General features: G+C 64.4%; 18 protein-coding genes. 5 read left to right on the top strand and 13 right to left on the bottom strand.

The window, feature by feature from the left end:
* Window positions 1-12: 12 nt before the first annotated feature.
* From FJW06_RS13310 to FJW06_RS13295, 4 genes are all read right to left on the bottom strand, one after another.
* A complete protein-coding gene (locus FJW06_RS13310; protein WP_140752340.1) occupies window positions 13-1182 on the bottom strand; it encodes a cystathionine gamma-synthase in 1170 nt (389 codons plus the stop codon).
* Complete coding sequence (locus FJW06_RS13305) at window positions 1179-2615, bottom strand: pyridoxal-phosphate dependent enzyme (protein ID WP_140752338.1); 1437 nt, start codon at window positions 2613-2615, stop codon at window positions 1179-1181. Before FJW06_RS13305 ends, FJW06_RS13310 begins: the two co-directional genes overlap by 4 nt.
* A gap of 238 nt (window positions 2616-2853) precedes the next feature.
* On the bottom strand, window positions 2854-4194 hold the full coding sequence (locus FJW06_RS13300) for an FAD/NAD(P)-binding protein (RefSeq protein ID WP_140752336.1): 1341 nt from the start codon (window positions 4192-4194) through the stop codon (window positions 2854-2856).
* 375 nt (window positions 4195-4569) lie between these two features.
* Window positions 4570-4755: a hypothetical protein gene (locus FJW06_RS13295; protein WP_140752334.1), complete on the bottom strand. Its 186-nt coding sequence runs from the start codon at window positions 4753-4755 to the stop codon at window positions 4570-4572.
* Between the two features lie 308 nt (window positions 4756-5063).
* Here FJW06_RS13295 and FJW06_RS13290 point away from each other — a divergent pair, with 308 nt between their 5' ends.
* The 3 genes from FJW06_RS13290 (at window position 5064) to FJW06_RS13280 (ending at window position 7853) form a co-directional block, all read left to right on the top strand.
* Window positions 5064-5426: a septal ring lytic transglycosylase RlpA family protein gene (locus FJW06_RS13290; protein ID WP_140752332.1), complete on the top strand. Its 363-nt coding sequence runs from the start codon at window positions 5064-5066 to the stop codon at window positions 5424-5426.
* Window positions 5427-5772: 346 nt separating this feature from the next.
* A complete protein-coding gene (locus FJW06_RS13285) occupies window positions 5773-7050 on the top strand; it encodes a polyhydroxyalkanoate depolymerase (RefSeq protein ID WP_140752330.1) in 1278 nt (425 codons plus the stop codon).
* A 185-nt stretch (window positions 7051-7235) separates the two neighbouring features.
* Window positions 7236-7853 (top strand): transglutaminase-like cysteine peptidase, encoded by a 618-nt coding sequence (locus tag FJW06_RS13280; protein ID WP_140752328.1) that lies wholly within the window; start codon window positions 7236-7238, stop codon window positions 7851-7853.
* A 58-nt stretch (window positions 7854-7911) separates the two neighbouring features.
* Here FJW06_RS13280 and FJW06_RS13275 read toward each other — a convergent pair whose 3' ends face one another.
* From FJW06_RS13275 to FJW06_RS13260, 4 genes are all read right to left on the bottom strand, one after another.
* Window positions 7912-8274 carry a helix-turn-helix transcriptional regulator gene (locus FJW06_RS13275; protein WP_140752326.1) on the bottom strand — a complete coding sequence of 121 codons (363 nt, stop codon included), beginning with the start codon at window positions 8272-8274 and terminating at the stop codon, window positions 7912-7914.
* A 10-nt stretch (window positions 8275-8284) separates the two neighbouring features.
* Complete coding sequence (locus tag FJW06_RS13270) at window positions 8285-8809, bottom strand: Smr/MutS family protein (RefSeq protein WP_140752324.1); 525 nt, start codon at window positions 8807-8809, stop codon at window positions 8285-8287.
* On the bottom strand, window positions 8806-9909 hold the full coding sequence (locus tag FJW06_RS13265) for a murein transglycosylase A (RefSeq protein WP_140752322.1): 1104 nt from the start codon (window positions 9907-9909) through the stop codon (window positions 8806-8808). Before FJW06_RS13265 ends, FJW06_RS13270 begins: the two co-directional genes overlap by 4 nt.
* Window positions 9910-9985: 76 nt before the next feature.
* Entirely contained in the window at window positions 9986-10693 is a 708-nt protein-coding gene (locus FJW06_RS13260; protein ID WP_140752320.1) for a Tim44/TimA family putative adaptor protein, read from the bottom strand.
* A gap of 204 nt (window positions 10694-10897) precedes the next feature.
* On the opposite strand from FJW06_RS13260, the gene FJW06_RS13255 reads away from it, so the two are divergent.
* Both FJW06_RS13255 and secB read left to right on the top strand, forming a co-directional pair.
* Window positions 10898-11392 carry an FxsA family protein gene (locus FJW06_RS13255; protein ID WP_140752318.1) on the top strand — a complete coding sequence of 165 codons (495 nt, stop codon included), beginning with the start codon at window positions 10898-10900 and terminating at the stop codon, window positions 11390-11392.
* 220 nt (window positions 11393-11612) lie between these two features.
* A complete protein-coding gene (gene secB / locus FJW06_RS13250) occupies window positions 11613-12116 on the top strand; it encodes a protein-export chaperone SecB (RefSeq protein ID WP_140752316.1) in 504 nt (167 codons plus the stop codon).
* Between the two features lie 303 nt (window positions 12117-12419).
* On the opposite strand, the gene dnaQ is transcribed toward secB, so the two are convergent.
* The 5 genes from dnaQ to FJW06_RS13225 all read right to left on the bottom strand — a co-directional run bounded on the left by dnaQ (window position 12420) and on the right by FJW06_RS13225 (window position 16273).
* Entirely contained in the window at window positions 12420-13124 is a 705-nt protein-coding gene (gene dnaQ, locus FJW06_RS13245; RefSeq protein ID WP_140752314.1) for a DNA polymerase III subunit epsilon, read from the bottom strand.
* A gap of 74 nt (window positions 13125-13198) precedes the next feature.
* Window positions 13199-13804 (bottom strand): dephospho-CoA kinase, encoded by a 606-nt coding sequence (gene coaE / locus FJW06_RS13240; RefSeq protein WP_140752312.1) that lies wholly within the window; start codon window positions 13802-13804, stop codon window positions 13199-13201.
* On the bottom strand, window positions 13801-14637 hold the full coding sequence (locus tag FJW06_RS13235) for a shikimate dehydrogenase (RefSeq protein WP_140752310.1): 837 nt from the start codon (window positions 14635-14637) through the stop codon (window positions 13801-13803). The genes coaE and FJW06_RS13235 overlap by 4 nt, the downstream gene beginning before the upstream one ends.
* Window positions 14630-15229, bottom strand: a complete 600-nt coding sequence (locus FJW06_RS13230; protein ID WP_140752308.1) for a Maf-like protein — start codon at window positions 15227-15229, stop codon at window positions 14630-14632. The genes FJW06_RS13235 and FJW06_RS13230 overlap by 8 nt, the downstream gene beginning before the upstream one ends.
* Window positions 15230-15451: 222 nt before the next feature.
* Window positions 15452-16273: a pyruvate, water dikinase regulatory protein gene (locus FJW06_RS13225; RefSeq protein WP_140752306.1), complete on the bottom strand. Its 822-nt coding sequence runs from the start codon at window positions 16271-16273 to the stop codon at window positions 15452-15454.
* Between the last annotated feature and the right edge of the window lie 163 nt (window positions 16274-16436).

Here is a 16436-nt window from a genome sequence, read left to right as displayed (position 1 = left end):
ATCTACGAGTTCTCAGGTCTGCAACGCCTGCTCCAGATCCGCGATCAGATCATCGCCGTCCTCGATCCCGCAGGACAGCCGCACCAGCGAATCCGATATCCCGATCGCCCCGCGCTTCTCGGCCGGAATGGAGCCGTGCGTCATCAGCGCCGGGTGCTCGATCAGGCTTTCGACGCCGCCGAGGCTTTCGGCGAGCGTGAAGAGCTGGGTGCGTTCGAGCAAGCGTTTTGTCCCCGCGAGATCGCGGTCGAGGTCGACGGAGATCATGCCGCCGAAGGCGTGCATCTGCTGGACGGCGATGGAATGCTGCGGGTGGCTGGCGAGGCCGGGATAGATGACGCGGCGGACGTCCTTTCGCGTTTCAAGCCATTGCGCAATCTTAAGACCGTTGGCCGAGTGTCGCTCCATCCTCAGCGCTAAGGTCTTGATGCCACGCAGCGCGAGGAAACTGTCGAACGGGCCGGAGATGGCGCCGATGGCGTTCTGCAGGAATTTGAGCCGGTCGGCGAGGTCCTTGTTGTCGCCGACGACCGCGACGCCGCCGACCATGTCGGAGTGGCCGTTGAGATATTTCGTCGTCGAATGGACGACGATGTCGATGCCGAGCTCCAGCGGGCGCTGGATATAGGGGCTGCAAAAGGTATTGTCGGCGACGGTGAGCAGGCCCTTGCGTTTGGCCAAGGCGGCGACCGCTTCGAGATCGACGATGCGCAGCAGCGGGTTGGTCGGCGTCTCGACCCAGAGCAGTTTGGTCTCCGGCCGGATCGCGGCCTCGACGGCGGCGAGGTCAGTGAAGTCGGCGAAGCTCACCTGCAGCCCGGCGGAGCGCTTGCGCACCCGCTCCATCAGGCGGAACGAGCCGCCATAGATGTCGTCGGTGGCGACGATATGGGCGCCGGAATCGAGCAGCTCGAGCACCGTGCCGATCGCAGCCAGGCCGGAGGCGAAGGCGAAGGCGGCCGAGCCGCTTTCGAGGTCGGCGACCGCGCGTTCGAAGGCAAAGCGCGTCGGGTTCTGGCTGCGGGCGTACTCAAAACCCTTGTGCACGCCGGGTGACTGCTGGCCGTAGGTGGAGGTGGCGTAGATCGGCACCATCACCGCGCCGGTCAGCGGGTCATGGCTCTGGCCGCCATGGATGGTGCGGGTGGAAAAGGCCAGGCGGTTCTTGCCGTTTGAAGTCATCTTGCGCGGCGCCTCAGATGGTTGATCAGGTCGATACGGGTTATCAGGCCGATGAACTCCTCGCCATCGAAGACGATGGCGACCTCGTTGCGGTCGAAGACGGGCAGCAGCGCATCGAGCGTCTGGTTGGCCTGCAGCGTGTGCAGGTTCGACGTCATGGCCGTGCGCACCGGCGCGTTGAAGCGGTCCCAGCGGCCATCATAGGGGCCGTCGACCTTGGCCAGGATGTCGCTCTCGTCGACGATGCCGACCAGCCTGCCCTCGTCCAGCACCGGCAGTTGCGAGACATCGGAGCGGCGCATGCGGCCATAGGCGTTGAGCAGGCTTTCCTCCGGCCCGACGGTCACGATGTCGCCGGTGCGCGGCGAGCGCATGACGAGGTCGCGCAGGTCGCCATGCTGCTCATGGTCGGCAAGGCCCTGCTCGGCCAGCCAGATATCGTCGAAGACCTTCGACAGATATTTGTTGCCGCTGTCGCAGACCAGGGTGACGACGCGCTTGGACGCCGTCTGCTCGCGGCAATAGCGAAGTGCTGCCGACAACAGCGTGCCCGAGGACGAGCCGGCGAGGATGCCTTCGCGCGACAGGAGATCGCGCACGGCCAGCATGCTTTGCTTGTCGGTGATCGAATAGGCCTTCTTCACCAGCGAGAGGTCGGCATTGGGCGGCACGAAATCCTCACCGATGCCTTCGACGGTCCAGCTGCCGGCCTCTTCCATCTTGCCGGTCTTGATCAGCGGCGCCAGCACCGAGCCGACCGGATCGGCGAGCACCATCTCGGTCTTGGGCGAATGTCTCGCGAAAAAGCGGCCGAGGCCGGTGAGCGTACCGCCGGAGCCGACGCCGACCACCACCGCGTCGACGTCGCCTTCGAGCTGCGAAAAGATTTCCGGGCCGGTGGTCGTCTCATGCGCCAGCGGATTGGCCGGGTTGGCGAACTGGTTTGCATAGAAGGCGCCGGGCAGCTCGGCGGCGATCTTCTCGGCCATGTCCTGGTAATATTCGGGATGGCCCTTGCCGACATCGGATCGCGTCAAGCGCACTTCGGCGCCAAGCGCGCGCAGATGCTGGATCTTCTCGCGCGACATCTTGTCGGGCACGACCAGGATGATGCGGTAGCCCTTCGGGATGCCGACCTGGGCGAGGCCGAGGCCGGTGTTGCCGGCGGTCGCCTCGACGATCGTGCCGCCGCGCTTCAGTCGGCCGTCCTTCTCCGCCGCCGCGATCATCGAGAGCGCGATGCGGTCCTTGATCGAGCCGCCGGGATTCTGGCTTTCGAGCTTGATGAACAGGCGGCATTTGCCGGTGTCGAACTTGGTCAGCTCGACGATCGGCGTCTGGCCGATCAGGTCGAGCACCGAGGCGTAAGGCGGGCGAAGTCTCGACAGGTCGGTGTGCGCGCGCTGCGGCGCCGCTTTTGTCTGCTCGCTCATCTTGAATGCTCCATCGAAGCAGTTCGAGGCGGATCCTGGCAATCTCGCGCGGCAGGCCGCGGAAAGCCATTCCGGTTTCGCGCATCGCGCGCCCTGTCTTTTCCAGCCCTTTTCATCGGGAAAGAAGATAGATCGTGCCAATCCGGCGGCGAGTGGAGGAATGGAATTTCAGCTGCGATCTATCCTCTGGCCGGCAGGGCAGAGGGGGGCGCCGTAGAGTGCCGACCTCGGCAGAAATTCACCCCAGCAGCTGCTTGCCGAGCTTGGCGCTTTGCACGCGGATATCCGGAATGGCGTCGATCTCGAAGAAGGTGCCGCGCGTCAGCGGGCCGACGGCGAGCAGCTTCGACGACACTGTCCCGTCAGCCGCGATCAGCTCGCATTTGGCGGTGACGTCGAGACCGAGGCGCAGCGGATCGGGCCGCGCCAGGCCGCGCTCGAGCAGCGCGCGCACGACGCCGTTCGACGTCCTCGAAATGTCGCGGGCAATGCCCATGCAATCATAGAGGCGGGCGACCTCCAGGGTCTCGATATCCTGCGTGCCGCGTGCCTGGATTTTCACGACGAAGCCATCGTTCGGTTCTATGTCCATCACACGCCCGGCGACGAGACGGATGCGGCCCGAGCTCACCGCTTCGGTGACGCGCCCGTAGACCTCCGGCGCCATGCGGTGGCGGTGGATGTCCCACCAGGCCTTGGTGTGCTCGACGAAGCGGCGTTTTGCCGAGGACGGCCAGTTCTGCCAGATCGTCTGGTTGAAGGGCCGCAGGCCATCGACCACGTCGCGCCAGTCGCCGCCGGCCTTCTGGGTCTCGCGGATCAGATTGCGGAACCAGGCGACGAAGTAGGAGAGCTGGGTGCCGAGCGGGATGTCGGCGATATCGAGCTTGATCGGGTTGCCCTTGCGATGCGGCGACGGCAGCAGGCCGCGCCGCGACACCGCGACGATCTCGCCGCGGTGGCCGCGCTGTTCCAGCGAGAGAAACGCGTCGACCATGCTCAAGCCCGTGCCGAGCAACAGGACGGCGGCCTCAGGATCGAGCGCCGTATCGGCCTCCGACCCCATGCGGATGGCATGGCCCTGGAAGGCACCGGGCTGCTCGTCATGGCCGGTGGCCAGAACGGCGAGATGCGCTACGACGCTGGTGCCGTTGGCCAAGGCCACCTCGACGCCCGACGGGGTCGGCGAGATGGAAAGGCTCTCCTCGCGGATCAGCCGGAGACGGCCGGTCTCGCGCTCGCGTTCTTCCAGACCCTCGAGAACGTCCTGCAGATAGCGGGCATAGAGGCTGCGCGGCGCATAGAACGGTCCCTGGTCCGGCTTGGCCAGGCCGCGCTCCAGCACCCAGCGGGCGAAATGGGTGGGGTCGTCGGCGTAAGCGCTCATGCCGGAGGCGTTGACGTTGAGCACATGCGCCGAAAGCAGCGTCGAATAGGCCATGCCCTGGCCGAAATGCGGCCGCTTCTCGATCAGCGTGACGCGCAGGTCGGGATTGGGCGATTTGAGCAGATGCGCGGCCAGCACGACGCCGCTGGCGCCGCCGCCGACAATGATGATGGAATTGGCGCGTCCAACCATGACTGCTAACCGAAGTTTCGTCGAGCGATCAGCGCGCCGCCATCGCCGCCGGTGGTCTCGGCCGCAGGCCGCCGGCGGCGATGGCCGGAACGGTGTTCGGAAGGCTGCGCATCGTTCTCTCACTCCCAATGTTGACAAGATTACTATACTAAACGAGCCAGGCACGAAACCAGAGTTCCAATTGCCTCGCTCTTTGAAGCATGGTTTTGCCTGCACGGCCTGATTGGAGAATTTTCGTTCGAACGGTATCCGACGGCGTCATCATCCATACGGCAACGAAACGGCGCGACGCGAAAGCCCTGGAATGCCTTTAGGCCCTGCTAAACGCGGCTATGGGCGGCCTCAATCCCAGATCACCAATCCCAGATCGCAAGGTCAGGTGCGCGAGCGGTTCGCCCAGCGCAGCCCGACCACGCCGGCCAGCATGGTGACGACGCCGACATAGAGCCATTGCGTCTGGCCGGTCATGAAGCTGCCCTTGACGAGGCCGAGGCCTTGCAGCGCCCACAGCGCACCGACGGCCAACACGATCAGCGCCAGCACAAGCCTGATCAATCGCATCGGCTGGACCCTCTCTAAAAGTCGATCCCGAGCGGTGACAGGGCGCAGACAAAAGACGCCAGGAATCGAAATAGTCCGGTTCCCCTGTACTGCAATCTTAAGGGACAGATCTTGCCCGGAACGTCCCGGATGCCGGTCCGATATTCATGAACAATACACCTCCCCGGCTGCGGAAATATCATGACAAACTGTTTCGCGGCGACTCCAAACGTGTGACGCCGCCATGGAACCGCCAGATCGATGCCGCATTTCCCGCCTCATTCGGCACTTAGGCGGGGCTATTCGATCAACGGAGCCTTCCCCAAAGCATGAAGAAAACCAACCGGACCGCGCTCGTCGCGGTAACGATCGCGGCTGGCCTGATGGCTGGCGCTTCGTCCGCCTCCTCGGCCGCCGCGCAGTGCGGCCGCGCTTCCTGGTATGCGCTGCATTCCAAAACCGCCTCGGGGGAACGCATGAACCCCTCGGCGCTGACCGCCGCCCACCGCTCGCTCCCCTTCGGCACCAAGCTCAAGGTTACCAACAAGAACAACGGCCGCAGCGTCGTCGTTCGCATCAACGATCGCGGTCCGTTCGTGAGGGGACGCATGCTGGATCTGTCCCGCGGCGCCGCCTCCCAGCTCGGTTTCATCGGTTCGGGCCACACCGCCGTCTGCATGGCGCTCGTCTGATCCGGCTGTGAATTGAAGACGGAGCACGGGGCTCGTTCGAGCCGGCTCGCGCTTTTTTGGCACCACGCTCTAGCTCTCGCACCACGATCCAAGGCAAGCCTGCGGGTCCCGGATCGTGGGCGGTGTCCGGCATGAGGGCCGGACACATATCCTTCACATTTCTGCAGCGCACATTGAGCCGGCTCCGGCTCCAACGGCCGATTTTCAACAGTTTGGACCAAAATGCATTCGTCAGACAAAATGACGTGTTGCAACGCAACAATATGTTGTTAACCTCGCCGGGAGACATTCAAGGCTCGGCGCTGTCCGTCGTCCCTTTGGTCTTCGGACGGCAGCGGGGTTCGCGATGTTCTACCAGCTCTACGAAATGAACCATGCGGCGCTGCAGCCCGCGCGCCTCTATGCCGACGCGGTGCGACTCTTCTACTCCAACCCGCTCAATCCGATTTCCCACACGCCCTTCGGCCGCTCGGTGGCCGCGGCCGCTGAACTCTTCGAGCGCACCACACGTCGCTACGGCAAGCCGCAATTCGGCCTGGACAAGGCCGTGGTCGACTGGAAGAACGTCGCCGTCACGGAAAAAACGGTCTGGTCGAAGCCCTTCTGCAACCTCATCCGTTTCGAGCGCGCGCTGCCGGCCGGCCGCAAGCCCGACCCGAAGCTTCTGATCGTGGCGCCGATGTCGGGCCATTACGCGACGCTGCTGCGCGGCACGGTCGAGGCGATGCTGCCTTATGCCGACGTGCACATCACCGACTGGGTCGACGCTCGCATGGTGCCGGTCTCGCAAGGCAGCTTCGATCTCGACGACTATATCGACTACGTCATCGAGATGTTCCACGCGCTTGGCCGCGACACGCATGTGATGGCCGTGTGCCAGCCGTCGGTGCCGGTGCTGGCGGCGGTGGCGGTGATGGAGAAGCGCGGCGATCCCTTCGTGCCCTCGACCATGACGCTGATGGGGGGTCCGGTCGACACCCGGCGCAACCCGACCGCGGTCAATCTTCTGGCCGAGGAGAAAGGCATCGACTGGTTCCGCGACAATGTCATCATGCAGGCGCCGTGGCCGGTGCCGGGATTCGGCCGCGAGGTTTATCCGGGTTTCCTGCAGCTTTCGGGCTTCATGAGCATGAATCTCGACCGCCACATCATCGCCCACAAGGACTTCTTCATGCACCTTGTGAAGCATGACGGCGACAGCGCCGAGAAGCACCGCGACTTCTACGACGAGTATCTGGCGGTGATGGATCTGACGGCGGAGTTCTACCTGCAGACAGTCGACACCGTGTTCGTGCGCCGCGCCTTGCCGAAGGGCGAGATGACGCATCGCGGCGAGCCGGTCGACCCGAGGGCGATCCGCAACGTCGCGCTGCTGACCATCGAGGGCGAGAACGACGATATTTCCGGTCTCGGCCAGACCCAGGCCGCGCATGATTTGTGCGTCAACGTCCCGGCCGACAAGAAAGCGCACTACATGCAGCCGGCCGTCGGCCATTACGGCGTCTTCAACGGCTCGCGCTTCCGCTCCGAGATCGTGCCGCGCATCGCCGACTTCATTTCCAGCTATGGGTGCCAGCACCGGGTGGCGACCAAGCCGAAGCTGGTCCGTTCCGCAAAAAGCTGAACGGCGCAAACTGCTTCGTTCCGCCGCCGCCCGGCGGCCGGCTGTGTTGCGCCCATGCCTATGTTGCGAAAGTGCCGCTACGGGCTCGTCCAGGTAACCATGCCGTCAAACGGACCGTCGTCTCTAATTGACACGGACTGTAAATCCCCCTTAACGTTTCGTTAATAAAGAACAGGGCGGGGGCAATGACTTCCTCAGCAATGACGCGGATTCTGCGTTTGTGTGCAGCCGCAGGACTGGCGATCTCTGCGCATTGGGCGGTGCCGGCATGGGCGGCGGGCGCCATGACCACGGGCGGCCTAACGTCGCAGCCGATCGGCCATTACGATTTCTGCAAGTTGAATCCGAGCGAATGCAACATCCATCCGGTCGATCTCGAGCCGGCCAAGATGACGGACAGCTTGTGGCGTCGGCTGATCAACGTGACCGCCAAGGTGAACGCGGCGGTCAAGCCGATGAGCGACCTCGATCACTACGGCAAGGACGAAGTCTGGGCCTATCCGGATGACGGCTATGGCGATTGCGAGGACTATGTGCTGGAAAAGCGGCGCCAGCTCTATCGCCTGGGCATGTCGCTGGCCGACCTTTTGATTACCGTCGTGCGCAAGCCCGATGGCGAGGGCCATTCCGTGCTGACTGTGCGCACCGACAAGGGCGACTACGTGCTCGACAATCTGACCGACAAGGTCAAAGCCTGGGACGCGACCGGCTACCGCTTCCTCAAGCGCCAGGCGATCGACAACACCGGACGCTGGGTCTCGATCCGCGACGGCCAGGCAGTGCTGGTCGGCTCGGTGCAGTAGGCGGAGCTGGCCCTGCTTTTCTTCGCGAGCTAACGCCACCTGTTGTCAGCGCGCCAGGTTATCGCTTCAGCGCCGCACGAACCAACGCCGTGATTTTCCGCAATTCCGCCTCGTCCAGCTTCTCGATGCTTTCGGCCAGGAGGTTGGCCAGCTCGGTCGCCGCCGGCGACAGGCCGGACGTGTCGATCCTGACCCTGGGGTGTGAGCTTTCGGCGAGGCGGGCAAGATCCTCGGCATCGTCCCAGATGATGTTGAAATAGCCGATGATCTTCTGGATCAGCGTCCAGGTCGGCGCGCCGCGGCGGCCGTGCTCGAGCGCAGACAGATAGGCGGCGCTGACGCCGATCGCCTCGGCCATCGCCTTCTGGCTGACGCCGCGCTCGGCGCGCAACGCCCTGAGCTTCTCGCCGAACGGGGTCATACCAGGCTGTTCATGGACGCGTCCGCCGCAGCCGCACGTAGAGCGCGCCCGAGCCGCCATGGTTCCGCGCGGCGTGATCGTGGCTGGAGACGAGGTGCCGGAAGGCGGGCGTCGACAGCCAGGCCGGAACGGCGCGGCGCAGGATGCCGTCGCCGCCCGAGGACGAACCCTTGCCGGTGATGATCAGCACATAGCGGATGCCGCCGGCATGCGCGCGGTTCAGGAAGGTGAGCAGCAGCGAATAGGCCTCGTCTTGAGTCATGCCGTGCAGGTCGACGCGGCCTTCGATCGGCAGCCGGCCCTTCTTCAACTTGTGCAGCGTCTGGTCGTCGAGCGAATGCGAGACATGCGGCGTCTTCGGCTTGACGGCAGCGGCCGGAACGCCATTGGCGGCAGGTCGCGGGGGCTCCGGTTTCGGCTCGACGATGTCGGGGATCTCGACGGCGGTCTTGCCTTTCAGCGGCCGGGCCGAGCGCGCCACCAGGCTCCACAGGATGCGATCGTCGTCGCTGAGATGATCGTCGCGGCGGCTCACCTTGTCGCTCCATTCAGAAGCGCGCGCGGCACCAGCGCATAGAAATCGGCCGCGTCGCGGACCACGCCGGCGATCTCGCCGGCCGCGTCGCCGGAGCCGGCGAAGAGGTCGCCGCGCGCGGGTCCGGTGATGGCCGAGCCGGTGTCCTGCGCGATCATCAGCCGCCGGAACGGTTTTTCATCGAAGGCGGTGAGCGTCGGCGCGTCGATGTAGAAGGGCGTGCCGAAAGTGTGAAGCAGGCGGTCGACCGCGACGGAGCGCCCCGGCGTCAGCGGCACCTTGGCGGCGGCGATAGGCCCAAGCGCCGCATCGTCGACCGCGGCCTCGCGGAAGAAGATGTAGGAGCGGTTCTGCCAGAGGATCTCGTCGACCCGCTCCGGATGCGCCTTGAACCAGGCGCGGATCGACTGCATCGTCACCCTTTCCAGCGGGATTTCGCCGAGCTCGCTCAAGATCTTGCCCGGCCCGGTGAAGCGCTGGCCCGATTTCGCGGCATAGGTGACGCGGATGAGCCTGCCGTCGGTCATCTTCAGGCGCGCCGCGCCTTGCACATGAACGAAGAAAGCATCGACCTTCTCGGCGAGCCAGGCGATTTCGAGGTTCTGGCCGGCGAGCGCACCGCGATCGATTTCGCCACGGTCGAAATATTCGACCGGAACACCATCCGTCCGGCGGGCGAAGGCCAGATAGGCATCCAAGCCGGCCGGTCGGTTGCTGTCATCGATATCGATCAGGTCGGCGGGACGGGACAGCAACGGCACGGTGAACCGCTCGGTCCTGACCGGCGAGGCCTCGACCTCCGGCTCATAGAAGCCGGTCACGAGACCCGATCCGTTTTCGGCCCTCACCAGCATCGGCACGAAATGCCGTTCGAAGAAGGATCGCGCCTGCAACCGGCTCGGCGCCGAGACGGCGCGCGCCTCGGCATAAGCCTCGGCAAAGGCATTGAAATCGACGCCGAGCGATCCGGTGCGGTAGGGTTTTACCGGCGCGTGGAAAGCCGAGCGGCGAAACGCGGCGAAGGCGGTGGCATGGTCATCCCCGCTCCAGCCGGGCAGGTCATCAAAAGATTTTTCGCTGAATGAGGGAGAGAGCGGCACGACCGAGCCCCGCCGGTTAGAGGCGGATGATGTCACCCGAAAACCGCACAACACTTTTCGGCATCATGCTCCAGATCTAGTCTTCTTCTTCGGTGGCGACGAGCTTCCAATTCGGGTCGCGCGAGCGGGTGTCGCGGGCGAAGGTCCAGACATCCTTGACCTCGGCCACCGTCTCGGGATCGCCGTCGATGACGGCGCCGGCCTTGTCGCGGGTCGCCGAGATCAGCTCGGAGACGACGCGCAGCGTGATATGCGCTTCCGAGCCCTTCATCTCGGCGGCGACGATGTCGGCCTTGTCGATGCCGACGAAGGAGGATTGGATCTTCTCCGACTTCGCCTCGCGTTCGCCGATCGCGGCGACGAAGCCGTCATAGACTTCGCGCGACAGGAGGTTCTTCAGCGTCTTACGGTCGCCGTCGGCATAGGCCATGACGATCATCTCATAGGCCATCTTGGCGCCGTCGACGAAGGTCTTGGGATCGAAGGACGGATCGTTGTCCTTGATCGTGCGCAGGCCCCTGTTGAGGTCGGTGTCGGGCTTGGCGAAGGCGTCGATCGCGGCATAGGTCTCGGCCGCGGTTTCGCCCGGCGCGCGCTTGCGCGGCAGCGACACGACGTTTTCCGGCTTTTGCGCCGCGTCGGCCTCGCGCGTGCGGCTCGCCGAATAGGGATCGAAGGGCGGGCGCTCGTTTCCGGTGCGACGTCCGAGCACGTTGCGCAGCTGGAAAAAGATCACAACCGCCGCAATCAAAAAGAAAATCGTGCCGAAGTCGAAGAAACCCATATTTTCCGCCAACTCGATCCCTGTCCTTGCCGGACCGGCGTAAACCCCTCGGGAATCGCGGTCGCATAGCGTACAACACCCAAAGCATATAGAACGGCAGGCGCTATCATTCAAATCAAAGGCAGCCATACCTATCTAAAGGCGACAAGGCCAGCGGCGATCGTCCGCTCGCGCCACAAAAGAAGAAAGCGATCGGTCGAAACTTTGCGCCTTTCCTTCATCCCGCTGTTCCTGCTCCTGCTGCCGCTGCTGGAGATCGCAGGCTTCGTCATCGTCGGCCGCGAAATCGGCGCCCTGGCGACGGTCGGGCTGGTCATCCTGTCCAGCGTCGCCGGCAGCCTGCTGCTTCGGCACCAGGGTTTCGGCGTCATGACGCGGGTGCGCACGGAAATGGATGCCGGACGCGACCCAAGCCGCCAGCTCGCGCATGGCGCGATGATCGTGCTGGCGGCGATCCTTTTGATCATCCCGGGCTTCATTACCGACATCTTTGCCATTCTTCTCTTGCTGCCGCCGGTGCGCGACTTCGCCTGGCGCCTGCTCAAGAACCGCATCGTTATGGCAACCAGCTTCAGCAGCGGCTTTTCGGCCCGCCGGCGCGACACCGTCATCGATCTCGACGACAGCGACTATTCGCGCGACGATTATCCGAACCGGCCGGACCACAATTCGCCATGGAGGCGGCTGAAGAACGACTAAAAGCGCGTCGCGTCGAAGCGGAATCGCACGTCACGCTTTTAGTATTTGTTTGATGCGTGTCGTTTTCCCAAACCGCTGCGCACTTTTGGGCGACATGCATTGGTCCCGGACCTGTCGCCCGGCACAGGCGGCAAAACTTGTTTTGTCCGGCAGGCCATGGTAGCGAACCCGCGATTTCAATCCGGTCAGCAATGCTGCCCAGGCAAAAGGACTAAGGCTCATGGCCAGCAACGATGACGCCGCGACCGGCGCCGCCAACGGCAACGGCACCCAGAACCAGCCCTCGCTCAATGTGCTTGCGCAATATGTGAAGGACCTGTCCTTCGAAAGCCCCGGCGCGCCGAACTCGCTGCGCGGCCGCGACAAGGCTCCAGGCATCGCCATCAATGTCAACGTCAACGCCAACCCGCTTTCGGACAAGCAGTTCGACGTCAACCTGACGCTGAACGCCAAGGCGTCCTTCGACCAGGAAGTCCTGTTCAACGTCGAGCTGGTCTATGGCGGCGTCTTCGCCATCTCGGGCTTCCCGCAGGAGCACATGCTGCCGCTGCTCTTCATCGAATGCCCGCGCCTGCTGTTCCCCTTCGCGCGCCAGATCATCGCCGACGCCACACGCAATGGCGGGTTCCCGCCGCTGATGCTCGATCCGATCGACTTCGCGCAAATGTTCCAGCAGAGGATTGCCGAGGACCAGGCCGCGACGAGCAAGGTCCAGGTGAGCTGAGGCAAACGACGCCACATCATATCGAGAGCCCGGCTTAGCGCCGGGCTTTTTTGTTGCCATCGGCCTTTGGGATGTGCCGTTACGACAGCTTGGTCGTCATTCTAGGGCGAAGCAAGGAGCGAAGCGACGCGCGCAGACCCTAGAATCCATGCCGTGACGCTAAGGCGTTGCAAGGGTTACGGAATTCTGCACCGTTGCACCCTACGGGCGGGGTCACGGCATGGATACTCGGGTCAAGCCCGAGTATGACGACGTCACGGCGGGATTCGGCTAATCGCGTCGGGTGGCGCCAGGAGCGCCTGCTCAACCCACCGCCACTTTGAGCCACAGCGCCTTTTCACCCAGCGTCGAGACCAGCCCGGCATGCGCCGCGCGGTCCGCTTCGCTCAACCGCGGCGGCAGGGCGATGGGCCGGGCGCCGATCGAGATGTCGATATCGGCCACCTCGCCGGCGCCGTTCATCTGCACCGCCACGGCTTCCAGAACCAGCGCCGCCTGCTTGCCGCCGATGAGCTCGATATAGACCTCGGCCAGCAATTCGGAGTCGAGCAACGCGCCGTGTTTGGTGCGGCGCGTGTTGTCGATGCCGTAGCGCCGGCAGAGCGCGTCGAGCGAGTTCGGGCCCATCGGATGCTTGCGGCGCGCCAGGGCGAGTGTGTCGATGATACGGCCCGGATCGATGGAGGGATGGCCGAGCCGGCTGTATTCGAGATTGAGGAAGCCGAGGTCGAAGGTGGCGTTGTGGGCGATCAGCCTGGCGCCGTCGGTGAAGGCCAGCCACTCATCGACGATTTCGGCGAAGGTCGGCTTGCCGACCAGATCGGCGGCGCTGATGCCGTGCACGGCCTGCGCCTCGGCGTGGATGGCCCGACCTTGCGGATTGATGAATTTGTGGAAGGTGCGGCCGGTCGGGAAACGGTTGACCAGCTCGACGCCGCCGAGCTCGATGATGCGGTCTTCGCGCAAATCGAGGCCGGTGGTTTCCGTATCGAAGATGATCTCACGCATGCGAATCAATCCGCTCCAAGGAGCAGAATCACGAACCAGAACAAAATGGCAATGGGGACTGCTGTCAGCGGACGTCAGGAGCGATCGCCGCCGGACTTATCCCCCGTCAATTCGCCGATGACGGCCCCGACCGCCTGACGGGCCGCCTCGAAGCCATTTCCGGTGTCGATGATGAAATCGGCCCGGCGGCGCTTCTCGGCGTCGGGCACCTGCTTGGCGAGGATCGATAAAAATTTGTCCTCGCTCATGCCCGGCCTGGCGAGCACGCGCTCGCGCTGGATCTCGGGCGAGGCGGTGACGACCACGACCTTGTCGACGCGGTTGCGGCCGCCGGTTTCGAACAAAAGCGGGATGTCGAGCACGGCGAGCGGCGCGCCGGCGGCGCGGTGCATCGCCAGAAACGCATCGGCGTCGGCGCGCACCAGCGGATGAATGATCGCCTCGAGCTGCTTCAGCGCGGCCGGATCGCCGAGCACTTGGCCCGCCAGCTTCACGCGGTCGACCACGCCTGCTTCAGTCGTGCCCGGGAAAGCCGCCTCGACCAGAGGCGCCGCTTTGCCGGCGTAGAGGCGATGCACCGTCTCGTCCGAATCATGCACCGGCACGCCGGCCTCGGCGAACATTTTCGCCGTGGCCGACTTGCCCATGCCGATCGATCCGGTGAGGCCGAGCACGATCATCGATGGCCCTCGATGTCGGCGATGATCATGCGCCGCAACTCGGGCGTAACTTCGGGTTTCCTGCCAAACCAGCGTTCGAAGCCGGGCACGGCCTGATGCAGCAGCATGCCGAGCCCGTCGACCGTCTTCAGGCCGCGTGGCCTGGCGGCGGCGAGCAAAGGCGTCTCCAGCGGCACATAGACGATGTCGGTGACGATGGCGTGGTCCGGCAAGCCAGCCGGATCGGCGGAAAGCGTCGCATCGCCATGCATGCCGAGCGCCGTGGTGTTGATGAGCAGGCCGGCATCGGCAAGCAATTCGCCGACCGCGCCCGCACCATGCGCCGAGACGCCGGCGCCGAAATGGCGGCTGAGTTCCTCGGCCCTTGCCAGCGTCCGATTGACGATGCGGATGTCCTTGATGCCACGCTCCTTGAGCGCGTGGATGACCGCGCGGGAGGCGCCGCCGGCGCCCAGAACCACGGCCGGCCCGTTGATCGCCCAGCCGGGCGCATGCTCGTCGAGGTTGGCGGCGAAGCCATAGCCGTCCGTATTGCCGCCCCAGAGAGCGCCAGCCTCGAACCACAGCGTGTTGACGGCGCCGATTTCATCGGCCGCGTGATCGCGGCGGACGACGCCGGCGAAAGCGGCTTCCTTGTGCGGAATGGTGACGTTGCCGCCGCAATAGCCGTGCTCTCCGAGAGATTTCAGGAACGCGGCGAAATCCGCCGGCGCGACGTCGATCGCCTGGTAGCTGCCGTCGATGCCGTATTGCTCGAGCCAATAGCCGTGGATCTTCGGCGAGCGCGAATGGGCGATCGGATGTCCGGTGACGAAGGCCCTTTTCTCAGCCATCGATGGCTCCGAGGTCGCGCAGTTCCGTCAGCACCGGCAGCAGCGGCAGGCCGACGATGGTGAAATAGTCGCCCTCGATCTTCTCGAACAGCTGGATGCCTTCACCCTCGATCTGATAGGCGCCGACGCTGGAGAGCGCCTTAGCGCCGACGCGGGCCAAGTGCCGGCCGATGAAGGCAGGGTCGAGCTTGCGCATGGTGAGGCTGGCGACGCCGACATAGCGCCACAGCACCTCGCCGTCCCGGCAAAGCACGGCCGCACTGTTCAACTGATGCGTCTTGCCCGAGAGCGCGAGCAAGTGGCGACGAGCGCCTTCCATGTCGGCCGGCTTGTGAAAGATCTCGTCGCCCAGCGACAGCGTCTGGTCGCAGCCGAGCACGAGGGAACCTGGCTGGCGCTCGCTGACCTCGGTCGCCTTGGCCTCGGCCAGGATCGAGGCGACATCCTCGGGCGAAACGCCGCTGTCCTTCAGCGGAGCCTCGAGCGCGCGCTCATCGACATTTGCTGGCACCGCCTCGATATCGAGGCCGGCATTGACGAGCATGGTTTTTCGGTACGGGCTGCCGGAGGCGAGGATGATCTTTTCGGGCATGCTGTACTACCTCATGGTTCCTTCACGCTGTTGGCACGTTGAAGGCGAAGCCCTTACGAACTTCGTCACCCTAGGGCGGAGCAGGAGCGGGGCGACGCAGCGGAGACCTAGGATGACGAAGCGATGGAATTTTTTGCCAATCTCCAAGGCATGCGATCCGTCGTGACTTTTCGATCTACTCGGCGGCGGTGGCAGGTCCACCTTCATCCGGCTTGGTGTCCGTTATCTCGTCTTTCCCCGCAGGGCAACGATGGCCGCCGCCGTTTCCTCGATGGAGCGGCGGCTGACATCGATCATCGGCCAGCCATGCCTGGTACAGAGCTGGCGCGCATAGGCGAGCTCCTCGTTGATGGCGGCGCGGTCGACATAGTCGGTCGGCACGAAGGCGGCGCTGTTGCCGAGGATGCGGTTCTGCCGCACATGCGAGATCCGTTCGGCCGTGGCTACCAGGCCGACGACCAAGGGGGTCTTGGCGGCGATCAGGCTTTCGGGCAGTGGCACGCCGAGCACGATCGGGATGTTGGCGGTCTTGATGCCGCGATTGGCGAGATAGATGCTGGTCGGCGTCTTCGAGGTGCGCGAGATGCCGATCAGCACGATGTCGGCATCGTCCATATTTGCCGGCAGCTGGCCGTCATCGTGCTCCATGGTGAAGTTCAGCGCATCGATGCGGCGGAAATATTCGGCGTCGAGCACGTGCTGGGCGCCGACACGGCGGCCGGCCGGCGTGCCGAGATAGGACTGGAAGACGGTGAGCACCGGCTCCAGCACCGAGACGCAAGGCAGGCCCATCGCCGCGCAGCGCTCGTCGATCGAGCGGGCGAGCTTCTGGTCGACGACCGTATAGAGGATGATGCCGGGCTCTTCCTCGATGTCCTCGAAGACCTTGGCGACCTGCTTCTCGGTGCGGATCAGCGGATAGATATGCTCGATGGCGCGCGCGTCCTTGTATTGCGCGGACGCCGCGCGGCCGGCCGCCAGCAGCGTTTCGCCGGTGGCGTCGGAGATCAGGTGCAGATGGAAGAAGCTCTGAGGTTTGTTCACAAGGGGTGGGTCCAGGCTGTGGGCAATTGTGGACAAGGCCGGATGGGCAGGCCTTGGGTAAAGAAGCGAGTGTATCAGATGGCCGCTTGTCCACAATTCGACCCGCTGTAGGCTTTGCCGCGGCGCTGGGGACAAAACCGGGGATCAACTTTTCTTGGCCGAT

The sequence above is a fragment of the Mesorhizobium sp. B4-1-3 genome (genome assembly GCF_006439355.1).
Classification (GTDB): Bacteria; Pseudomonadota; Alphaproteobacteria; order Rhizobiales; family Rhizobiaceae; genus Mesorhizobium.
This window is presented reverse-complemented; position numbering and strand designations above follow the sequence as displayed.

Bases quoted from the DNA above. Each gene is read 5' to 3' on its own strand.
- FJW06_RS13310 (WP_140752340.1), bottom strand. From the start codon at position 1,182: ATGACTTCAAACGGCAAGAACCGCCTGGCCTTTTCCACCCGCACCATC.
- FJW06_RS13305 (WP_140752338.1), bottom strand. From the start codon at position 2,615: ATGAGCGAGCAGACAAAAGCGGCGCCGCAGCGCGCGCACACCGACCTG.
- FJW06_RS13300 (WP_140752336.1), bottom strand. From the start codon at position 4,194: ATGGTTGGACGCGCCAATTCCATCATCATTGTCGGCGGCGGCGCCAGC.
- FJW06_RS13295 (WP_140752334.1), bottom strand. From the start codon at position 4,755: ATGCGATTGATCAGGCTTGTGCTGGCGCTGATCGTGTTGGCCGTCGGT.
- FJW06_RS13290 (WP_140752332.1), top strand. From the start codon at position 5,064: ATGAAGAAAACCAACCGGACCGCGCTCGTCGCGGTAACGATCGCGGCT.
- FJW06_RS13285 (WP_140752330.1), top strand. From the start codon at position 5,773: ATGTTCTACCAGCTCTACGAAATGAACCATGCGGCGCTGCAGCCCGCG.
- FJW06_RS13280 (WP_140752328.1), top strand. From the start codon at position 7,236: ATGACTTCCTCAGCAATGACGCGGATTCTGCGTTTGTGTGCAGCCGCA.
- FJW06_RS13275 (WP_140752326.1), bottom strand. From the start codon at position 8,274: ATGACCCCGTTCGGCGAGAAGCTCAGGGCGTTGCGCGCCGAGCGCGGC.
- FJW06_RS13260 (WP_140752320.1), bottom strand. From the start codon at position 10,693: ATGGGTTTCTTCGACTTCGGCACGATTTTCTTTTTGATTGCGGCGGTT.
- secB (WP_140752316.1), top strand. From the start codon at position 11,613: ATGGCCAGCAACGATGACGCCGCGACCGGCGCCGCCAACGGCAACGGC.
- dnaQ (WP_140752314.1), bottom strand. From the start codon at position 13,124: ATGCGTGAGATCATCTTCGATACGGAAACCACCGGCCTCGATTTGCGC.
- coaE (WP_140752312.1), bottom strand. From the start codon at position 13,804: ATGATCGTGCTCGGCCTCACCGGATCGATCGGCATGGGCAAGTCGGCC.
- FJW06_RS13235 (WP_140752310.1), bottom strand. From the start codon at position 14,637: ATGGCTGAGAAAAGGGCCTTCGTCACCGGACATCCGATCGCCCATTCG.
- FJW06_RS13230 (WP_140752308.1), bottom strand. From the start codon at position 15,229: ATGCCCGAAAAGATCATCCTCGCCTCCGGCAGCCCGTACCGAAAAACC.